This window comes from Rhizobium sp. 007 (assembly GCF_015353075.1).
In the GTDB taxonomy this organism is placed as follows: Bacteria; Pseudomonadota; Alphaproteobacteria; order Rhizobiales; family Rhizobiaceae; genus Rhizobium.
In genome coordinates this window covers 760,545-781,017 of sequence record NZ_CP064188.1, presented here as the reverse complement: position 1 = coordinate 781,017, position 20,473 = coordinate 760,545, and the positions used below count along the sequence as shown (strand labels likewise).

The window sequence follows — 20,473 nt, the reverse complement described above, 5'->3', positions numbered from 1 at the left end:
ACCTCCAACGTCATCCCGCAAGGCTGGGAGGCTCCCCCCGTTTGCAGGCAAAACGGTCCAGGGCAACTTGCGCATTTGCACCTTGCATGACCTGTCAGCCTGCATGCTTGAAGAACTCGATGAAGGCGCGCAGTGCTGGGCGCATCTGACGCCGGCTTGGGTAGTAAAGATAGACACCGGGAAACGGCGCGCACCAATCGGCAAGAACCCGGCGCAGCCGCCCTTCATCAATGGCGGCGTTCGCCATGTTTTCTAGCAGGAACGCGATACCGGCGCCGTCTAGCGCGGCCTCGATCACCAACCGGTCGTCGCCTAGAATAAGCGGTCCATCGACATCAAGGACCAGCTCTTCGCCATCTTTTTCGAATTCCCATCTATAGACCTGTCCGCTGGCAAATCGCCGCCGAATGCAAGCGTGATCCATCAGCTGACGCGGATGGACCGGCACGGTCTTTTGCTCGAAATAAGAGGGTGAAGCAACGACGCTTGCCCGTATAGGAGCGCTCATTGCGACGGCGATCATGTCCGGCTCCAGACTCTCTCCGAGGCGCATGCCGCCATCAAGGCCCGCAGCGACGATGTCGTTGAACGGCTCCTCGACCCGGATTTCCAGAACGACGCCCGGGTAAGCCCTGCTGAAAGCCGCAAGGCGTGGCGCCAGAAGCCAATGCGCCGCAAAGGGCGGCACGCTGAGTCGAAGATTGCCGGCTACACGATTGTTGATTTCCTTTACCGCATCAAGCGCCAGGTCGATCTCGCCCAGCGCCGGCCCCAGCCGTTTGAGAAGCAGTGCGCCCTCTTCCGTTACCGCGATGCTTCGGGTCGTACGAGAAAAGAGTCTAACTCCCAGACCAGCCTCCAGGCTCGAGACGGCGTGGCTTACAGCAGAAGGCGCTATGCCCAGCTCCTTGGCCGCCCCCCGAAATCCCCCGCATGCGGCCACGGTAGCGAAGATTGCAAGTTGAGGTAGGCGACTTCTGTCCATTGTTCCATTCTATAGAACAGCGTGTGAATTTCCAGGCGAATTAACGAACAACCTTCCTTGTCCTATCTTCCATTCATCACAGAAGGAGATCAGTGATGAAAAAACGGAAGCTCGGAAACGAACTCAACGTCTCGGCGGTAGGCCTCGGATGCATGGGCATGACGTTCGCCTATGGCGGTCAGGATGAGGCAGACGCCATTCGCACGCTGCACCGCGCTGTCGAGATCGGCGTAACCTTCTTCGATACCGCAGAGGTCTACGGTCCTTTCGATAATGAAATTCTGGTGGGCAAGGCTTTGAAGCCGCACCGGGATCGCGTCGTGATCGCAACCAAGTTCGGCTTCAAGATCACCGATGAGGGCGAAGGGCCGTCGCGCATGGTCGGCGTCGACAGCCGCCCTGAACATGTAAAGGCAGTAGCCGAAGCCTCTCTCGGACGGCTCGGCATCGAGCAGATCGACCTCTTCTACCAGCACCGCGTCGACCCCAACGTGCCGATTGAGGAAACTGTCGGAGCCATGGCGGACCTCGTCAAGGAAGGCAAAGTGAAAGCGCTCGGCCTTTCGGAGGCAAGCGCTGCCACGATAAGGCGCGCTCATAATGTGCACCCAATTGCGGCGGTGCAGAGCGAATACTCGCTGTGGAGCCGGGATCCGGAGCAGGAGGTCTTGGCGGTGTGCCGCGAGCTTGGCATCGGCTTTGTCCCTTACAGTCCGCTCGGTCGTGGTCTCTTGACCGGCACAATCAATAAGCCCGATGAACTTGGTGCCGATGACTGGCGCAAGAACCTGCCTCGCTTTCAAGCTGATGCCATGGCCGCGAACGCTGCCCTTGTCGCAACGTTGAAGGACATGGCGCAGGCAAAGGAGGTAACGGCGGCGCAACTTGCACTGGCCTGGGTGCTGCATCAGGGCGACTTCATCGTGCCGATTCCCGGCGCGCGCAAGCTCAAGCATCTGGAAGAAAATGCTGCGGCAGCCGACATCACGTTGTCGGACAATGAGCTTAAACAGATCGGCGAGGCGCTCGCTCCGGCAAAGGTCACCGGCAGCCGTTACCGCGAGCAGGAGCTTGCCCTTGTGAACGGGTAGACTTTTTACGCCTCAGCGTTCGACAAGGCGTTCCTTCCACTACGTCTTGACATCCTCGGCCTCAGGCGACGGACCATCCACCGTCCACCAGCAGGTTCGCGCCGGTGATTAAGCTCGCAGCCGGTGATGCAAGGAAGACTACGGCACCCACCACATCATCGGTCTCACCGATCCGGCCAAGTGGAATGTGAGCGAGCGTCGCTTTGCGATTGTCGGCATCGGATAGAAAAGGTTCGGTACCATCCGTGTGGATGAACGTCGGCGATACGGTATTTACGGTGACATCATAGCGTGCCCATTCGGCTGCAAGGCAGCGCGTGAGGTGATTAATTGCCGCCTTGCTCATGCAATAGATTGCCTCGCCGCGCAGTGCCACGGTACCGGCCTGCGAGCTGATGTTGATGATCCGGCCCCCATTGCGCTTGATCATGTGACGGCCTACTGCCTGCGTCATCAGAAAGGTGCCCTTGATGTTGACATCGAGTATCTCGTCAAGGTCCTTCTCCTCAACGAGTTCCGCGAGATTGCCCGGAGCCACGCCGACGTTGTTGACAAGGACGTCGATCCGACCGAACGTAGTAAGCGCCGCGTCGACGGCTTGTGCGATATGGGCCTTATTGGGAATGTCCAGTTTAACAGGCAGAACTTTTCGTCCCGCGCCCTCGAGTTCGGCAACCAGGCCCGCCGACGCTGCGACATCGCGGACCCCCAAAACAATATCGGAGCCTGCTGCGGCACAGGCAAGTGCGCAAGCTCGCCCGATGCCACGGCTCGCGCCCGTCACCAAAGTCACCTTGCCCTCAAGGCTGAAGTCCGGCGCATTCTTCTGCATCATGATGCCTCCCTCGATGAAGCTCATTTATGGCAGCGTCGGCGTGCGGATGCCAGATGTTCTGTGCATGCCGAGGAGCGTTCCTTTGACCAATGGGCGATCCCGCAGCGTCTCTAGAGCCAGATTGACCGGGCAGCCCGAGCATTGCGCGTTCACGCGCAGTCCAAAACCAATTGCGACATAAAATCAGTCCAGCTATTTTAAAACTGATTGCATAACGCAATTAGAACGGCGGTGGCGCGGGCGCTTAGGAGGAGAAAGAGGGCATGGCCAAGCTCGTCTTCGCAATGATGCAATCGTTAGGCGGTTGCGCCAGGCCCTGCGCTCTTGCGCCACTTCATCGAGGAAGTGCGCGGCCTGACCGGTTGCGTGTACGGTTGCCGCATGTTGGCAAAGCCTGGATGAAATCCGCGGCAGCGGACCTTACTACCAACGATCGCGATGAATGCGGGCCGGAATCATCGAAACCGCGGGATTGCCTGGCGCATCCTGGCGGAGATGAAGCACCCATCGTCCGAGCACGATCGCGGCAAGTACCGCTACCCCCATGCGAAGCCACGGAAAGGCGCCGACACGGTTCCCCGCCACGGTTTTGAGCTGACCAGGGAACAGGGCCAGCTGCTCACACAGGTCGGCAACGTCCTTCCGGAGCCAGGCAACTTCCCGCAGGGCCGATTGCAGCTCATCCTCGCCGGGTATGTCTTCGGCCAGATCGTCGGCCGGGGCGCCTTCCTCCACGTCCGCAAGGTGTTCACGAAGCTGGGTTGGACTGTCAAAGCCCTTGAAACGGATGTTCGTCATTGCCTTTGCCTCAGTGCGTTTTCGCTGTCGTCGTCCTCTCCCTTGCATTTGCGGCGACTAGCGGCGGAGGGAGCGGAGGTTTTGTCGCTTGGCACGTAGCGCTTGCCCGTACCGATACCGGTGAATTCCCGCCTGGCCATGGTGCGTCTGCTTGCTGTGCGTGGGGAACGCTTCAGGCCGCAAAAAGATGCATCGGCGGCGATCGGAGGCGCAGGTCGATTGCTGCCTTAGAAGGCGGCTAGCTTGCGTAGCTGGACCCGCTCCAGTTTTCTTTCACCGTTTCCATGGCGACATTCGTCGATGTGCTCGCCACAAACGGCAAGTTTGAAATCCGTTCGCCAAGTACATGTCTATAGCGGCGTATGTCACGCGTCCTGATCTTGAGCAAATAATCAAAGCGTCCGGCAATCATGTGACATTCCTCGACTTCCTTGATCTTCTTGACTGCCGCATTGAAGGCGCGAAGCGCATCTTCCTGCGTGTTTGAGAGTTTGACCTCCGCAAAGGCAATATGCTCCAGATTCAGTTTCGAGGGGTTGATGACGGCTTTGAACCCTTCAATGTAGCCGTCAGCAATGAGCCGTTTAAAACGCAGCTGGCAGGGCGTTTTAGAAAGCCCGACGCGCGCCGCAAGATCGGTGATCGACATTCTTCCGTCGTCGGAGAGCGCTTCGAGAATTTTCCTGTCGAATAGGTCAAGTTCACTAAACTCATGCTCGTCTTTAGTCATTTCATACAGCTCCGCTCGCAGCAATAAATCCATACAGACTATAAACCAGGAAAATCAAGTCTGAATGCCTTGATTGCGCGTGCTAGAGTGGGCTGCTTGCTGAGGAGGAACGCCACCCTGACCATCCCCGTTAGGATCGAGGATCCGCAACCACAGAGATTGTCGTTTCCGGAGAGTGTCGAGACTTACATGGACCGTGCGCGCGCCAGCTTTCCTCTGCCCGAAGGTTCGCCTGAACGCATCCAGGCGTACAATTCGACGTATTGGGCTTGTTTCGGCATCCGACTGGCCGGGCGGATTTTTGATTCGCGATTCCTTTCGTGAATGCAAGTGGCGTTATCTTGTCGTATTTTGAAGAGGTAAAGAACGTGATGCATATACGACTTCCTGACGGCAGCAGCGAGATCGTTCCCCTCCGCTCTCGCACGATTGACGTTATGCGCGGCGCTTACGACCGCATGGCGCCGCTGCACGCCTCTCCGGAGATCAAGGACTTCCGAACGGGCGGGTATCATACCCCTCCAACCGCATCACTAACGCTTAAAACGCAATCGGCATCCAACACAGGGAACTGAAAGGCACCAAAATGTCGAGCCAATCCAACAAAATCCACAAGGACAACACTTTGCCGGACCCGATGCCTTTTTCGCTGTTTGCACCACCAATCAGAGCACAAACGCCTTTGCGGCAGGCAATCACCGCAGCGTATCGTCGTCCCGAGCCCGAATGCCTTCCTCCCCTCGTCGAAGCGGCACGGGCGCCTTCCTCGGCGAAGGCCGATGCGGCTAAGACCGCGCGCAGGCTCATCGAAGCCCTGCGTGCCAAGCACAAGGGTACCGGGGTCGAGGGGCTTGTGCATGAATATTCTCTCTCAAGCCAGGAGGGTGTCGCCCTCATGTGCCTTGCCGAAGCCCTGCTGCGCATCCCCGACGCTGAAACCCGCGACGCGCTGATCCGCGACAAGATCGCCGAGGGAGACTGGAAGTCGCATCTGGGGGGCACGAAGTCGATGTTTGTGAATGCCGCGACCTGGGGCCTGGTGGTCACCGGTAAGCTGACGTCCACCGTCAACGACCGCAGCCTGGCTGCAGCGCTTACCCGTCTCATCGCGCGTGCCGGCGAGCCTGTGATCCGCCGTGGCGTCGACATGGCGATGCGCATGATGGGCGAACAGTTCGTCACCGGCGAGACGATCGACGAGGCGCTGAAGCGCGCCCGGCCGCTCGAAGCCCGCGGCTTCCGCTACTCCTACGACATGCTCGGAGAAGCTGCCACAACTGCTGTAGATGCAGAACGCTATTATCGCGACTACGAGGCAGCGATCCGTGCGATCGGCAAGGCCTCCAATGGCCGCGGCATATATGAAGGGCCTGGAATATCCATCAAACTCTCGGCGCTGCATCCACGTTACGCCCGCGCGCAGGCGGACCGCGTGATGGGCGAATTGCTGCCGCGGGTAAAGCAGCTCGCGCTCCTGGCAAAGAAGTACGACATCGGTCTCAACATCGACGCCGAGGAGGCCGACAGGCTCGAACTCTCTCTCGACCTGCTCGAAGAATTGAGCCTCGACCAGGATCTCAGCGGCTGGAACGGCCTCGGTTTCGTGGTGCAGGCCTATGGCAAGCGCTGCCCCTTCGTCCTCGACTACATCATTGATCTTGCCCGCCGTTCCGGTCGCCGGATAATGGTGCGGCTGGTCAAGGGCGCCTACTGGGATGCCGAAATCAAACGCGCTCAGCTCGACGGCCTTGAAGACTTTCCCGTCTTCACCCGCAAGGTTCATACCGACGTTTCCTACATTGCCTGTGCGCGCAAGCTGCTCGCTGCCGTCGATTTCGTCTTCCCGCAGTTTGCCACCCACAACGCGCAAACGCTTGCGACGATATATCATCTGGCCGGTCCGGAGTTTCAGGTTGGAAAATACGAGTTCCAATGCCTGCACGGCATGGGCGAGCCGCTCTATGACGAGGTCGTAGGCAAGGCCAAGCTTAATCGTCCGTGCCGCATCTATGCGCCAGTCGGCACGCATGAGACCTTGCTCGCCTATCTCGTCCGCCGCCTTCTCGAAAACGGCGCAAACTCATCGTTCGTAAACCGCATCTCTGATCCAAACGTCTCGGTCGATGAGCTTGTTGCAGACCCTGTGGACGTCGTCGAAGCCATGCCCGTCGTCGGCATGCCGCATGACCAGATCGCACTTCCGGCTGCGCTTTTCGGAAAGGACCGGCTCAATTCGAAGGGGATTGACCTTTCGAATGAAGCAGCCTTGGCGGAGCTTTCCGCTAATCTCGCCACCACCCTTTCCCGAAACTTCCATGCCGTGCCGTTACTCGCCGACGGCTCGCAGGACGGTGAGACACGGCCGATCGCCAATCCGGCCGATCACTCCGATATCGTGGGTCACGTTACGGAGCTCAAGGTTGACGATGCGCCCAGGGTTGCACGTATGGCTGCCGATGGTGTCGCAGAATGGGCTGCGTTGTCGCCTCGTGAGCGAGCAGCCTGCCTTGATAGAGCAGCCGACATAATGCAGGCCCGCATCGAGATACTGATGGCCATCGCCATGCGAGAAGCAGGCAAGTCAGCCGCCAACGCGGTCGGCGAAGTCCGCGAAGCGATCGACTTCCTGCGCTATTATGCCGACCAGGCACGCAAGACGCTCGGTCCAGCGCATCCACCGCTCGGCGCGATCGTCTGCATCAGCCCCTGGAATTTCCCGCTGGCGATCTTCACGGGCCAGGTGGCGGCCGCCCTCGTTGCCGGCAATTCGGTGATGGCAAAACCCGCGGGCGTCACCCCGATCATCGCGTTTGAAAGCGTGAAAATCCTGCATGAAGCCGGCGTGCCGCGCGGCGCGCTGCAGTTCGTGCCCGGCAGCGGCCGCCTGGGAGCCGCACTGGTGGCGGCCCCGGAAACGGCAGGGGTCATGTTCACCGGCTCGACCGAGGTCGCCCGTCAAATCCAGGCCCAGCTAAGTGAGCGCCTCTCGCCGGCCGGAAAACCAATACCGCTGATTGCGGAAACGGGCGGACAGAATGGGATGATCGTGGATTCGTCGGCGCTCGCCGAGCAGGTCGTTGCCGACGTGATTGCCTCCGCCTTCGACAGCGCCGGCCAGCGTTGCTCGGCTTTGCGCGTGCTTTGCCTCCAGGATGATGTCGCCGACAGGACGCTCGCCATGTTGAAGGGGGCGTTGAAGGAGCTCAGGATCGGGCGCACCGACCGGCTCAACATCGACGTCGGACCGGTGATTTCCGAGCAGGCAAAGGCCGAGATCGACCAACACATCGAACGGATGCGCTCGCTCGGCTGCAAGGTGGAGCAATTGCCGCTTCCCGACACTGCCGCTCTTGGCACCTTCGTTCCGCCGACGATCATCGAACTGAAGCAGATGTCAGACCTGACTCGCGAAGTGTTCGGACCTGTACTGCATGTCATCCGCTATCGCCGCGAAGATCTCGATCGCTTGATCGACGATATCAACAATTCCGGTTACGGCCTCACTTTCGGGCTCCATACGCGACTGGACGAGACAATCGAGCACGTTACGGGACGGGTGAAGGCGGGCAATCTCTACGTCAACCGCAACATCATCGGCGCGGTGGTCGGCGTCCAGCCCTTCGGCGGACGGGGCTTGTCCGGCACGGGACCCAAGGCAGGCGGGCCACTCTACATCGGCCGTCTCGTACAGCGCGCGCCCGTCCCGCCGCAACACAGTTCGGTCCATACCGACCCTGCGCTTCGCGATTTTGCATCCTGGCTGGGCCGGAAAGGCCACAACGCCGAAGCGGAAGCAGCGCGCGAGCTTGCCGCGATTTCCGCGCTCGGGCTCGAAAAGGAACTGGCGGGACCTGTGGGCGAACGAAACCTCTATGCCCTTCATCCAAGGGGGAGGATCCTCCTTGCGCCGGCAACGGCAACGGGCCTTTTCCGTCAGCTTGCGGCGGCATTGGCCACCGGAAACCAGATTGTGATCGATCGTGCGTCAAACCTTGAGATCGCCCTCACCGCGCTTCCAGCGTCCGTTTTGGCCAGGGTCTCCTGGAGTTCGAATTGGGAATCCGACGGACCATTCTCCGGCGCCCTGGTCGAAGGGGATACCGAACGCACAGGCTCGATCAACAAAAGGATTGCCGCCTTGAAGGGTCCTCTTGTCCTCGTTCAGTCGGCCACGACCGATGAACTCGCAAAAGATCACGAGGCATATTGCCTCAATTGGCTGCTGGAAGAGGTTTCGATTTCGATCAACACGGCTGCGGCCGGCGGCAATGCAAGCCTTATGACGATCGGCTGACAGGGGAAGTGCCGCGCGTGTCCGGATCAGACCGCGCGGCCGCTTCCGCCACCGCAACTTTGAAAGTTGAGAACGACCATGTCCACTGAACCGAAATCCGAAGAACGTTCTGACGAACTTCTGGAGCATTACCGCCCTATCGCACTGAGGGCGGTATTGGCAGCATGCGCGGTAGAAGGCGAGCACAAGAAGCCGGCGACGGTTCAAGATCTTGAAATATTCGGCGCCCTACCCGAAGGCTTTCACATGCCGCACGATCTCGAGAGCTGAGGGTCTTCCCGCGGCTCTCCTGACGGCCAGCCAATGGCTCAAATTGCGCTGACCTGCGCGGTCCGAAAAGCGCCACTTAGCGGTGGCTCGTCTAGGTGCTACCGGTCCGGTTCGCAGTCGCGCGCTTCATGTTTCAGCCACTCGACAAACTGTGCGACGCGAGCATTCTTGGCGCTGCGCGACGGCTCGATGACGAAATAGCCGTTTCGCGTTGTGATCGAATCCTCGGTCAGCCTCACCAGAGCCTTCTGATCCAACAGGTTTTGGACAAGACGCTTCCACCCCAGCGCGATGCCCTGACCGTTCAAGGCTGCGTAGATGGCTTCCGTATAAAAGCTGCATCGCAGTCCCGACGGCCGCCTTGGGGCCTGGATTGCAAAGGCGGCGAACCACTCGTCCCATCCGGTCCAGCTTGGATCTTCAGTATCAGAGCTGATGAGAGGATGCCGCGTTAGGTCGTGCAGGTCTGCAAACCCCTCCAGCTTCTCCTGGTAGTCCGGGCTGCAGACTGGGAAAATCTCGTCCTCGAAGAGTAGCTCGGCTCTACCGTCTGACCACATCCCATTTCCGTACCGGATCGCCAAATCGACATCGCCTCCATCGAGGCTTACAGCATTGTCCTGAGAGATGATCCGTAGCGGGATCTCAGGGTGCTTTCTGGAAAATGAGGCGATCTTCGGCAATAACCAGAAATGGGAGAAGGCGACGCTAGCCGAGATTGTAAGGCCTTCGTGGCTCTCGTCCCTCTTTATCTCCGCGATTGTGTCGGCCATGAGGTTAAAGGCCGTTGTTGCAGCCGCAGAGAGCGAGCGACCTTTGTCTGTGGCTTCGATCTTTCGATGCAAGCGCCGGAAGAGCGGAAATCCAAGGCTTTCTTCCAGCAGATGGATCTGACGGCTGACGGCTGCTTGCGTGACGCCCAATTCGCGCGCCGCCTTCGTGAAGCTCCCTAACCGGGCAACAGCCTCAAATGCTGTCAATCCGGTCAAAGGCGGAAGCTTTCTTCGCAAACTCACCAAGACAGCCTGACCTCCGATGATCTTGTCCGCCAGCCTTGCTAGCATTACATTCGTTTATGTCAAGTTGCGTTGAAAATGCCTCCGCAGAACCCGCTTTTCGGGGTTCACCACGATCAAAACATGACCCTTAATTATGGCACGGCGTAAAAGCTCAAAGCGTCGCAGCAGCTGTTGGAAAGCCTTTCCCGCACCTTTCGCCTAAGCAGCTCACATAAAAGCGCTGACCCTTGCCGTGCCGGGCGGCGGTTGCAAGCCTTAAACAAGGACGGCGTCGCCCACGCTCAAAGTGCCCCTATCACTGGGCCGGCAATAGACGCCCATGTTCCGGTTGCCATGCCGCATGACATTCCTGAGTATTTCGGGATCATTCTCAAGGCCTTCCTGAGCGATAATTGTAAATCCACATCGTTTTGTCGGGGCAACGACGGTGCTCGGGACGGCTCCCAGGTGGAGCGGCCGGCCGACCCAGTCCAGCTCGGCAAAGCCTTTGATGTCGGCGTCAGATTTCACGAATATATTAGGCCTGAATCTCTTTCGGTCCGGATCGCCGTCGGGATGGATGGACTTGAGGTGTTCCACAGAAGCGCTCGTCAGCAGATGGAGTGGCGCGACGTCATATCGATTGACGGCAAAATCCGTTTCGGCCGTAGCGTTTCCGGAACGTTGATACGGTCTTACAGCCACTGCGAAACCGAAGAATGCAGACAAAAGTTGGGCGAGATACGGTGCACCGGTCGCAAGCCAATCTTCGTCCGGCACTTGGATTTCCACTTCGCCGGCAGCCGTCGTTCTGGATTTGACGAATGCGGCTTTATGCCAACGCTGATCGCGTTCGGGATGTGCAACAATTCCCGTCGCTACCTCCACAAGGGCAAAGCGTCGATCACCGATCAATCCATCGATGGAAACCTCGGCATGATCCAGCCTCTCTCCTGCGAGAGAACTTACCGGATAGCGCCAAAGTTCATTGATCTTTCCTATTTGGCGCACGTTTAGTGAACGCCCACGGTCGTCGCGCGAAGCTGGGAGGGAGTCTGTCCGAATATGCGCTTGAACGTTCTGGTGAAATGCGACGCGTTTTCGAAACCGACGTCGAGGGCAATCTCGATCATCGGCAGTCTTGAATGGGCCAGCAATGACTTTGCACGCTCCATGCGCACACGGGTATAGGCCTGGGCCGGCGACATTCCCGTCTTCTCAAGAAATACGCGCTCGAGTTGGCGCCGCGACAGTCCCACCGACGCCGCCAGCGCCGGGATCGAGATCCCGTCTTCCAGATGCTGTTCCATCGTGATCATCGCGGCCCTCACGCGCGCATCGTCATAGTTCTCATGGAGCGGCCGGCGGGGCTGCACATCTGCAGGAGACCGAGCCCTTTCGATCTGCAGAACCTCCAAGGCGTTTCGCTCCGCCTCCCGGCTGATATAGCGCCGCACGAGCAAGGCGGCCATGTCGGCGGCGCTACTTCCGCCTACGCAAGATCCGCGCTGGCGATCGAGATTGAAAAGCCGATCCGACCGCACCGGAAGATCGGGAAAACTCTCCCGGAAACTCTTGGCATGCAGCCAGCTTACGCACGTCTCGTGACGTGTCATCAGTCCCGCGTCCGCAAGAATGAACGTACCGGTGCAAAGCCCAATCAGCGGTACCTTCTGGACGGAGGCCCGCTTCAGGAAGGCAACCGTGTCCTGGTCAACAGGCCGTTCCACGCGAAGCAGCCCGCCAACCACGACGATGTAGTCGAAACGGGACGGATCGACGAAGTCCGACGTGGGAGCGACCTGGACACCGCAGCTCGATGTAATCAGATGTCTGGTACTTCCCAGGACTTGCCAGTCGGCAAGGACCCTTCCGGAACGATCAGCTTCGTCACTCGCCAGGCGCAAGGTATCGACGAACAGCGCAAAGGCCGAAAGCGTAAACGATCGAGCCAGAACGAAGCCCACCTTGAGACGCTTAGGTGGCTCGGTCGCATCGCCGGGTCGGAAATCTTCTGGTCGCATCATCTTGTCTCCTTGGTACAGTTGCTCGCTGGAGCAGACGTTCATTCGATCCGAAAACCGCGAGCAAGCGGGGTGCATCAATGCAGAAGAAGCTCTTTCTCATCCCGCCTTTGAAAGGCTGTTGCGATTAAACAAGCCACGGGACAACCGGTCCAGCAGCAGCGCGACGGCGACGATTGCCAGGCCGGCTCGCAACCCAAGCCCCATCTCCATACGTGTCAAACCGCGCGTCACCTCTGCGCCGAGACCACCTGCTCCCACGAGACCAGCCAACACGACCATCGCCAGAGACAGAAGAATGCACTGGTTGAGCCCGACAAGAAGCGTCTGCTTGGCCAGGGGGATCTCGATCTTCCAAAGCACCGATCGCGGATGGGCGCCGATGGCGCTGCCAAGCTCCATGAACTCCTTCGGCACCTGGTTGAATGCCAGTGTCGTCAAACGCAGCATTGGCGGAATGCCATAGACGATGGTGGCGATAATTGCCGGCACCCGTCCGAGGCTGAAGATCATGACCGCCGGGATGAGATAGACCCACGGCGGAACCGTCTGCATCACGTCGAGAACCGGACGAACCATTGCCTCCAAGGTCTTGTGGCGCGAGCATAGCACGCCGATCGGAAACGCGATGAGAACGGATATCAACACGGCAACGGTAACCAGAGCGACTGTCTGCATCGAGGCCGTCCACAGCCCCACGAGCAGGCAGAAGCCGAGGCAAAGGCCCGCAAGGATTGCGGCACGGAGGCCGACCGCCACGAATGCCAAAACGATGACAGTCGCAATCAAAGCATAGGGCGGCACGAAAAGGAGTGCGGCCTCTATTGAAGACAGAACCGCTTCGACAACGTAGCTGATCGCAGCGAACAAAGGATGAAGGTTGGCGTTGAGCCAATCGACTGCTGGGGCCAGGAAGGCGCCAGGCGAAAACTGAAAGGTTGAAGGGTTCATGACGTCCTCCCCGCACCGAGGCGTGCTGCGCTCTGGGTTATCCGGTCAAGCACCATGGTGAGAACCACGATGGCGATCGCCCCGTTGATCGAGGTTGCGATATCGAGCGTTCGGATCGCGCCGTAGATCGTTTCCCCGAGCCCGCCGGATCCGACGATACCTGCGATGACGACCATGCCGAATGCCATCATCAGGCTTTGATTGATCCCTGCCATGATGCTGGGAAGCGCAAACGGAAGGCGGATCTTGAAGAACATCTTGGCTGGCGTGATGCCGCTTGCCTCGCCGAGCTCGATGAACTCCCTGGGCGTCATTCGGATGCCAAGAGACGTCAGCCGGATGGCAGGAGGCATGGCGACGACGACGGTCGCAATCAGCGCCGTGGCCGGCCCGTAGCCGAGAAGCGCGATCGCCGGCAGCAGGTAGATGTATGGCGGAAGCGTCTGGATCAAATCCAGGCCAGGCTCCATGAAGCGATCCAGGGCGGTGAAGAACCCGGCCGCAATGCCTGTCGGAATTCCGATTGCCAACGCAAGTACGGTCGCTGTCAGCACCAGAGCCAAGGTGCTCATCGTCTCCGGCCAAAGGCCCATGAAAAAGCAGAGCGCGAGTGCAGCGCCACTCAATATGGCAAACCAGGCATTGACCAGCCGCCAGCCGACAAGCGCTATGACGAGAGCAACCACGTAGAAGGGTGGAAACTCCAGGAGCCACAGGATCGCGTCGTAGAGCCCTTCGAGAACCCATCGAACGCAATCGAACAGGAACTCTCCGTTGTCACTCACCCACTCGAGCGCGGAGTCCGTCCATTCGTCAAAAATATCGGTGAAGCCTGAACTGTCCATGTCACTGAGCTCCAAGTTAGGGGTCACGCAGCCGCGAGATCGTTTGTGGACGTACCCTTGACGCCCATCAGCAGGCTCCGTGGCGTGACCACGCCGACGACCTGATCGTTGTCTACGACGGCGATGGCATCGCGCTCCGACTGCATCGTCAACGTGATGAGTTCGTCGATGTCGGCATCGGGCGTGGTGCGCGCCAGAGACGAAATGTCGGAGTTCGGCTCGCTTCGCTGGAAATCGGTGACGCTGCGCATGACAGAATGTGCCTTGATCAGATGAAGGCGGGATATGCCGGCGACGAATTCGGCGACGTAAGCATCGGCGGGATTGAGAATGATCTCCTCGGCCGTGCCGGTCTGGATGATCACACCATCCTTCATGATGGCGATGCGATCGCCGATACGGATGGCCTCGTCCAGATCATGAGTGATGAAAACCGCGGACTTGCCCAGGGCTTTGGTGAGTTGTCTGAACTCATCCTGAAGCTGGCGCCGGATAAGGGGATCGAGCGCGCTGAACGGCTCGTCCATGAGGATGATTTCGGGGTCGGCCGCAAGCGCGCGGGCAAGACCGACGCGTTGCTGCATGCCGCCGGAAAGTTCTCTGGGATAGCGGTTCACCCAGTCGGCAAGGCCGACCTTCTCCAAAGCCGCACTCGCCGTGGCGTTTCGCTCGGGCTTGGCAATTCCCTGCACCTCAAGGCCGAAGGCCGCGTTCTCCAGGACCGTCCTGTGCGGCAGGAGCGCCACACTCTGAAAAACCATTCCGATATTGCGGGCGCGCATCTGCCTGAGATCAACAGGTGACAAGGCAGCCAAGTCCCGTCCCTTCACCAGGACCTTTCCCGCACTGGGCGTGATCAGCTTGTTGAGGAGACGGATGAGCGTCGACTTTCCGCTCCCCGACAGTCCCATGACGCAGAAGATTTCACCGCGCCGCACCTGGATGCTCGCATCGGATACGCCGACAACGCAGTTGAATTCCTTCAGGACCTGTTTTTTGTTGAGACCGCGCTCGGCGATGGACTTCATCGCGGCAGAGGACTTGTCTCCGAAGACCTTCCAGAGGGATTGGCAGTCAATCAGGACTTCATTGGTATCGACATTTGCGGTTTTCATAGCGATCCCCTTTGAGCCAATTGGCGCTGGCTTTTCTCGTTGGGCGTCGGGGTGGCCGCCCGACAAGATCGGACGGCCACGACGCGGTTAGTATTTCTTGATGTTTTCCCAGCGCTTGATCAGATTGGCATGGGCGCCGATCCAGTCCTGGACAGCCTGGTCCATCGTCTTGCCATCCTTGACCTCGCCATTGATGGTGGTGATGTCGGCGAGTGGAACGTAGACGCTGGCCATCACTTCACGTGCATGCGGGTTCTCTTCCGAAAAGCCCTTTTGACCGATCCAGTAGTAGCTCTGCGGTGGCGGGAAGACGCCCTTGGGGTCCTTCAGGTACTTCACCTCATACTTCTGGACCATCCACGACGGTTCCCAAATCGTCACCGCGACCCATTCCTTGCGGTCGTAGGCGGATTTCAGCGCCGCCGTCATCGCCGCCGTGCTGCCTTCGACAAGCTGCAGCTTGATATCGTAGTCCTTGACCGCGTTCGACGTGTCGCGCATGAGGCCGGAGCCCGGTTCGATCCCGATGATCTTGCCGCCGAACTTATCGGCGTTTTCGTTGAGCTGTTCGAGCGAATCGATCGGGACATATTTAGGAACGGCAACGCCCTGGTAGAGACCGTGCGAGACGGGCGAAATCTTTTCCAGACGGTTCTTGTTCTTGTCCCAGTAGTCCTGGGCGACGTAGTCCGTCTGAGAGGCGAGCACCTGGATGTCGCCCTTGGCAAGAGCGGCATAGGCAATGCCCCATTCGGAGAACTCGGTCACCTTCACGGTGTAGCCGGCGTCCTCAAGAACCTTCTTTGTTATTCCGGTGATGGGCGTCAGGTCTTCCCACGACAGCGTGCCCATGTTGATCGTCTTTTTTTCCGCATGCGCTGGAAGCATGCTCATTGCGATCATCGCAGCGGCGCAGAGCGCCTTCCACAAAGCCTTCATTGTTCTTACTCCTAGTTCTCGTTCCCATTCTCATTGAAGTCCTGCGGGCGGCGCAGTCTTCATATTGCGCGGCGACGGATCATCCCTCGCGGCCTGCACGCAATTCCTGAAAGCGGATGACCGAATTGACACCCAGCCACGCGACGGGCTCGGGGGGCAGTCTGCTCGGTTCCGGTTGATTCTTGTATTTGTCGAGTTCGGGGCTAGCAGCGCCGGTCGCCAGATCGGCCGCCATCATGCCCGCAAGCGTGCTCTTGACGGTGCCGAGACCATTCTCGCAGCACGCCGAAAAAAGGCCCTCTTCCACCTCGCCGAATGCCGGCACATGGTTCCGGCTGAGGCACAGCGCACCGGCCCAGCTATATTCCATCGGCAGGCTTTCCAGTGCGGGGAAACGGGCATCGAACGACCGGCGCTGCTCGGCAGCCACGCCGGCAACCCGCCTCTCCGACACCTTGAGACCTGGGTCGTATGTGAACCTCGTCCTGATGACGATCCTCGAACGGCCATCGGTGGTGATCTTGCGAACGGTCGCCCCCATGGGATCTGCCGGCAGCAGCGCCCATCGATCGGCGCCGGTAACGTCGCCTGCGAATTCGTTCTGGGAGAACGCGGCGGTCATCGACGCGTAGGTGAAGATATGCATCAGCCGTCCACGGAAGTGGCCGAAGCTTTCGACGTGGCCGTTCACCCCTAAAATGACCTTCGGCGCAGAGACGGATCCGTGGTTGGAAATCGCCTTCCAAGACTTGCCTTCGCGTGAAAGTTCCAGCACCGGCGAATGTTCGTAGATGGTAACCTTCGATCGAAGCCCGCGCGCCAGCCCGCGGATATAATCGGCGGGCTGGATCATCACGGCACCTGGCGTGTAAAGCCCTCCGCGATAATAGCGCGAGCCCGTCATTTCCAGCATCTGGTCGGCATCGAGAACGCGATGCTCTTCACCGATCTTCTCAAGAGATTTGCGGTAATTGTCGTTGAGGCCGAGCCCTCGGTCCGAGGCCGCGGCATTGACCTTGCCTGACGGATCGAACGTGTCCCTGGACAGGTCGTATTCGGCCGCGACGTCCGCCGCAAAAGCGATCGCCAAACGGTTCTGTCTGATCTCGTTTCTGGTTGCCTGCTCGTCTGCCACCGAGTACTCGCCTGCCGACAGGTTGTGGGGCACGTCGATCATGAAGCCGGAGTTCCTCCCGGCCGGTCCCTTCGCAAGTTCACGAGCCTCCAGGACGATAATCTTGTCTTGGGGGCGCAATCGCGAGAGGCGCCGCGCCGCCGACAGGCCGGCAAATCCAGCGCCGATGATAAGCCAGTCAGCCGTAGCGTCTCGATCAAGCGCCGTTGCGGGAAAGGCGCGTTCGCTGATCGCCTCCCATCCCGAAGTGCCGGTGTCGATCGGCAGACGCTTGATCACATGCCGGGTCATCGGATCGTCTCGTCGACAGATCGGTCCGAGACGTCGATCCAGATCGTCTTGAGTTCGCAATAGTTGTCGTGGGCAAAGACCGACTTGTCGCGGCCGCCGAATCCCGACTCCTTGTAGCCGCCGAACGGCGTGGTCGCGTCCCCTTCGCCAAAGCAGTTGACGGTGACGACCCCGGCACGGATTTCCCGCGAAAGCTTGATGGCGTTTCTCAGGCTTGCGGTATAGACGGACGCCGTAAGGCCGTAGTTGGTGTCATTGGCAAGAGCGATGGCTTCGCTGAGCGTATTGAAGGTCGTGACCGAGAGGACCGGCCCGAAGATCTCTTCCTGGAACAGACGGCTGGAAGGCGTTACACCCTCGACCACCGTCGGCTCGATGAAGATGCCGCCATGCGTGTCGCCGCCGTGGGCGACTGAGAGCTTCTCCTTCTTCGCGTCGTCGAGAAAGGATTTCACCTTCTCAAAGTGGGTCTTGCTGACGAGCGCGCCGATGCGGTTTTCGGGATCGAGCGGATCGCCCGTCTTCCATTCGCGCATGTAGGCTCCGATGCGCTGCAGCAGCTCGTCCTTGACCCTGGCATGGACGATAAGCCGCGATGTGGCCGAGCAGTTCTCACCCATGTTCCAGAAGGCGCCGTTGACCACCTGCTCGGCCACAAGGTCGAGGTCTTCGGCGTCATCGAGAACGACCGCGGGGTTCTTGCCGCCGCATTCGAGCACGACACGCTTGAGGTTGGAGTCGGCGGCATAGCGCAGGAAGCGGCGGCCGGTAGGCGTCGATCCGGTAAATGCCACCATGTCGACGTCCATGTGCATGCCGATCGGTTCGCCGACCTCCTTGCCGCCGCCGGTCACGACGTTGAAGACGCCCGCAGGGATCCCTGCTTCATGTGCAAGTTCGGCGACACGCAGTGTGGTGAGCGTCGTTTCCTGCGCGGGCTTCACGATCACCGAGCAGCCGGCTGCAAGGGCCGGACCGATCTTCCAGGCCAGCATCAGCAGCGGGAAGTTCCACGGAAGCACACATCCGACGACGCCGACAGGTTCGCGGACGATCATTGTCAGCGCACTTGCTCCGACAGGTGCAGTGTTGTCGTATAGCTTGTCGATCAGTTCGGCATGCCAGCGAATGGTATGGATGGTATCGGGAACGTCGACCGTCTGACATTCGCGGATCGGCTTGCCACTGTCCAGGCTTTCCATAACAGCGAGTTCATGACGATTGCGCTCGAGCAACTTGGCGAGCTTGAGGAGCACGGCCTTGCGCTCGCCAGGCGAACACAACCGCCAGCGGCCGTCGTCGAAGGCTTGCTTGGCCTTGATCACGGCATAATCGACATCGGTGGCGTCGCACGCGGCGATTTCGGCAAGAACGTCGCCCGTGGCAGGGTTCGTAGACGTGAAAGTCCGGCCGGAATGCGCCGGACGGAAGGCGCCGTCAATGAACGCATTCGTCGGGAACTGAAGGCCTGCGGCGATCGCCTTGTATTCGGCAGCGGTCAAGGGTTCATGCATGATTTGCTCCCGACGTGATCTGGGCAACCGTGCGCTTCAACGTGGCGACGACGGTCTGAAGGGTTCGCTTTTCTTCGGAATTCAGCGGACGCAGCGGTGCGCGGACCGGCCCGGCGCTCAGGCCGATCAACTCGCATCCATGCTTGATCGACTGGACGAACTTCCCGCATTCCAGGAAATCCATAAGCGGCAGCATCGCGGTCATGATCGCGCGGCCCTTGTCGAAGTTCTTTTCCAGCACACAGGCTTCGTAAAGCGCGACGTGCTCGCGCGGAAGGAAGTTGGAGCCGGCGCATACCCAGCTCTTTGCGCCCCATGCGAAAAATTCGAGAGCCTGGTCGTCCCAGCCGCAAGAGAGCGAGATATGCGGATACTTGCGCGCGAGACGATGAAGATTGCCCATGTCGCCGGAACTTTCCTTGATGGCGACCACATTTTTGGATTTACCGACCCGGGAAAAATACTCCTCGCCCATCATCACGCCCATGCGGGCCGGATAGTTGTAGAGCATGATCGGCAGGTTGGCCGCACGGTCCACCGTGAGCGCGTGGACCGCATTCTCCCGTTCCGTCGGCAATGCGTAGGGCGGCGAGGACACGAGGATCGCGTCCGCGCCGATTTCTTTTGCCGCCTTCGCGTACTCGACCGAGTCTTCGGTTCTCGTTGCGCCCGTTCCAATGACGAGCGGCAGCCGGGTGCCGATGACGTCCTTGGCATAGGCCGCAAGTTCGAAGCGCTCCTGGCTGCTGTGGGCATAGTACTCGCCCGTCGAGCCGCCGACGATGATGCCATGCACGCCCGCATCGATGAGCTGTTCGATGACGGCGCAAAACGCCACGCGGTCTATCTGCCCATCCCGGTCGAGCGGCGTCACCGCCGGCGTATAGATCCCCTCAAACTTCACGGTGATTTCTCCAATGATTGCGTGGTTGGAGCGCCGATCAGGGCGTCCGCCTTAAGTCCGTGCGGCGCGATGAACATTTCCATGTTTTCGCGGGACAACTCCCAGTGCTCGAAGACAAGATCGACCACAGCGTCCTCGTCATGAATGCTGAGCGCCTCGATGAAGCTGTCGTGGTGCTCGACAGCCAACTGCAGCCGCCGCTTCATGTCCGCGTTCCTGGGTCGGAAGAAGGTGTGACCGATGCGCGCGTGGTCGATGAGGAGCCGGCCCAGGCTGGGTTGCAGGTAGACGTTGGCCGACATCTCCCCGAAGATCTCGTGGAAACGGTTGTTCTCGAGGACCATCGCAAGCGCGTCCATGTTCTCGCTGGCGGCGCGGAAGCGCTCCTGGGTCTGCTTCAGGTCCGAGAGTTGCGAAGGCTTGAAGTTCTGCACTGCAAGGCGGCCAATCGCCGCGTAGATCATCGGCGCAACAAGAAAGAAGTTCCGCAGAGTCGCGTGGTTCATCGGGATGACCCGCGCCCCCCTGTTCTCGCGAATATCGACGTAGCCCTCACCCGCCAGGCGGCGGAAAATATCGCGAACCGGCGTTCGCGACAGGCCGTACCGCTCGCTGAGACTGGCCTCGTCCAGGTCGGCGTCGGGGTCCAGCTCCATCGTCAGGATCTGACGTTTCAGGTCATCGTAGAGATTGCTCTTGACGCTCTTCGCCATCGTATCTCAGCCCTCTTTTTTCATCTGACAGCCCCATGATC

The 20,473-nt window shown here is 59.6% G+C and carries 18 protein-coding genes and 1 pseudogene; 5 read left to right on the top strand and 14 right to left on the bottom strand.

The window, feature by feature from the left end:
• Window positions 1-94: 94 nt before the first annotated feature.
• Window positions 95-985, bottom strand: a complete 891-nt coding sequence (locus ISN39_RS24860; protein ID WP_194730867.1) for a LysR family transcriptional regulator — start codon at window positions 983-985, stop codon at window positions 95-97.
• 95 nt (window positions 986-1,080) lie between these two features.
• Here ISN39_RS24860 and ISN39_RS24855 point away from each other — a divergent pair, with 95 nt between their 5' ends.
• Complete coding sequence (locus ISN39_RS24855) at window positions 1,081-2,076, top strand: aldo/keto reductase (protein ID WP_194730866.1); 996 nt, start codon at window positions 1,081-1,083, stop codon at window positions 2,074-2,076.
• Between the two features lie 61 nt (window positions 2,077-2,137).
• Here ISN39_RS24855 and ISN39_RS24850 read toward each other — a convergent pair whose 3' ends face one another.
• Entirely contained in the window at window positions 2,138-2,908 is a 771-nt protein-coding gene (locus tag ISN39_RS24850) for a glucose 1-dehydrogenase (RefSeq protein ID WP_194731911.1), read from the bottom strand.
• Between the two features lie 266 nt (window positions 2,909-3,174).
• Here ISN39_RS24850 and ISN39_RS36740 point away from each other — a divergent pair.
• A pseudogene (locus ISN39_RS36740) lies at window positions 3,175-3,295 on the top strand (dihydrofolate reductase); the annotation flags it as partial.
• A gap of 39 nt (window positions 3,296-3,334) precedes the next feature.
• Here the strand turns inward: ISN39_RS36740 and ISN39_RS24845 are convergent.
• Both ISN39_RS24845 and ISN39_RS24840 read right to left on the bottom strand, forming a co-directional pair.
• The gene (locus ISN39_RS24845) at window positions 3,335-3,709 is read right to left on the bottom strand and encodes a hypothetical protein (RefSeq protein WP_194730865.1); all 375 of its coding nucleotides are present in this window, start codon (window positions 3,707-3,709) and stop codon (window positions 3,335-3,337) included.
• 238 nt (window positions 3,710-3,947) lie between these two features.
• Window positions 3,948-4,439: an Lrp/AsnC ligand binding domain-containing protein gene (locus ISN39_RS24840; protein ID WP_074072277.1), complete on the bottom strand. Its 492-nt coding sequence runs from the start codon at window positions 4,437-4,439 to the stop codon at window positions 3,948-3,950.
• A gap of 586 nt (window positions 4,440-5,025) precedes the next feature.
• Between ISN39_RS24840 and putA the strand changes: the two genes are divergently transcribed.
• Window positions 5,026-8,733 carry a trifunctional transcriptional regulator/proline dehydrogenase/L-glutamate gamma-semialdehyde dehydrogenase gene (gene putA / locus ISN39_RS24835; protein ID WP_194730864.1) on the top strand — a complete coding sequence of 1,236 codons (3,708 nt, stop codon included), beginning with the start codon at window positions 5,026-5,028 and terminating at the stop codon, window positions 8,731-8,733.
• A gap of 78 nt (window positions 8,734-8,811) precedes the next feature.
• Entirely contained in the window at window positions 8,812-9,003 is a 192-nt protein-coding gene (locus tag ISN39_RS24830) for a hypothetical protein (RefSeq protein ID WP_194730863.1), read from the top strand.
• Window positions 9,004-9,101: 98 nt separating this feature from the next.
• Here the strand turns inward: ISN39_RS24830 and ISN39_RS24825 are convergent, their stop codons facing one another.
• Window positions 9,102-9,992, bottom strand: coding sequence for a LysR substrate-binding domain-containing protein (locus ISN39_RS24825; RefSeq protein WP_246763421.1), 891 nt, complete (start codon window positions 9,990-9,992; stop codon window positions 9,102-9,104).
• Window positions 9,993-10,193: 201 nt separating this feature from the next.
• Here ISN39_RS24825 and ISN39_RS36735 point away from each other — a divergent pair, with 201 nt between their 5' ends.
• Window positions 10,194-11,018, top strand: a complete 825-nt coding sequence (locus tag ISN39_RS36735) for a hypothetical protein (RefSeq protein ID WP_246763420.1) — start codon at window positions 10,194-10,196, stop codon at window positions 11,016-11,018.
• On the opposite strand, the gene ISN39_RS24815 is transcribed toward ISN39_RS36735, so the two are convergent.
• From ISN39_RS24815 to ISN39_RS24775, 9 genes are all read right to left on the bottom strand, one after another.
• The gene (locus ISN39_RS24815) at window positions 11,015-12,025 is read right to left on the bottom strand and encodes a GlxA family transcriptional regulator (RefSeq protein ID WP_194731910.1); all 1,011 of its coding nucleotides are present in this window, start codon (window positions 12,023-12,025) and stop codon (window positions 11,015-11,017) included. The two genes, ISN39_RS36735 and ISN39_RS24815, sit on opposite strands and share 4 nt — an antisense overlap.
• Window positions 12,026-12,124: 99 nt before the next feature.
• Window positions 12,125-12,976 carry an ABC transporter permease subunit gene (locus ISN39_RS24810; protein WP_194730860.1) on the bottom strand — a complete coding sequence of 284 codons (852 nt, stop codon included), beginning with the start codon at window positions 12,974-12,976 and terminating at the stop codon, window positions 12,125-12,127.
• Window positions 12,973-13,821: an ABC transporter permease subunit gene (locus ISN39_RS24805; protein ID WP_194730859.1), complete on the bottom strand. Its 849-nt coding sequence runs from the start codon at window positions 13,819-13,821 to the stop codon at window positions 12,973-12,975. The genes ISN39_RS24810 and ISN39_RS24805 overlap by 4 nt, the downstream gene beginning before the upstream one ends.
• 23 nt (window positions 13,822-13,844) lie before the next feature.
• Complete coding sequence (locus tag ISN39_RS24800) at window positions 13,845-14,936, bottom strand: glycine betaine/L-proline ABC transporter ATP-binding protein (RefSeq protein ID WP_194730858.1); 1,092 nt, start codon at window positions 14,934-14,936, stop codon at window positions 13,845-13,847.
• 87 nt (window positions 14,937-15,023) lie between these two features.
• On the bottom strand, window positions 15,024-15,875 hold the full coding sequence (locus ISN39_RS24795) for a glycine betaine ABC transporter substrate-binding protein (protein WP_194730857.1): 852 nt from the start codon (window positions 15,873-15,875) through the stop codon (window positions 15,024-15,026).
• Window positions 15,876-15,954: 79 nt separating this feature from the next.
• Window positions 15,955-17,301, bottom strand: coding sequence for an FAD-binding oxidoreductase (locus ISN39_RS24790; protein ID WP_194730856.1), 1,347 nt, complete (start codon window positions 17,299-17,301; stop codon window positions 15,955-15,957).
• Complete coding sequence (locus tag ISN39_RS24785) at window positions 17,298-18,815, bottom strand: aldehyde dehydrogenase (protein WP_194730855.1); 1,518 nt, start codon at window positions 18,813-18,815, stop codon at window positions 17,298-17,300. The genes ISN39_RS24790 and ISN39_RS24785 overlap by 4 nt, the downstream gene beginning before the upstream one ends.
• Complete coding sequence (locus ISN39_RS24780; protein ID WP_194730854.1) at window positions 18,808-19,719, bottom strand: dihydrodipicolinate synthase family protein; 912 nt, start codon at window positions 19,717-19,719, stop codon at window positions 18,808-18,810. Before ISN39_RS24780 ends, ISN39_RS24785 begins: the two co-directional genes overlap by 8 nt.
• On the bottom strand, window positions 19,716-20,432 hold the full coding sequence (locus ISN39_RS24775; protein WP_183926676.1) for a GntR family transcriptional regulator: 717 nt from the start codon (window positions 20,430-20,432) through the stop codon (window positions 19,716-19,718). Before ISN39_RS24775 ends, ISN39_RS24780 begins: the two co-directional genes overlap by 4 nt.
• Window positions 20,433-20,473: the final 41 nt, after the last annotated feature.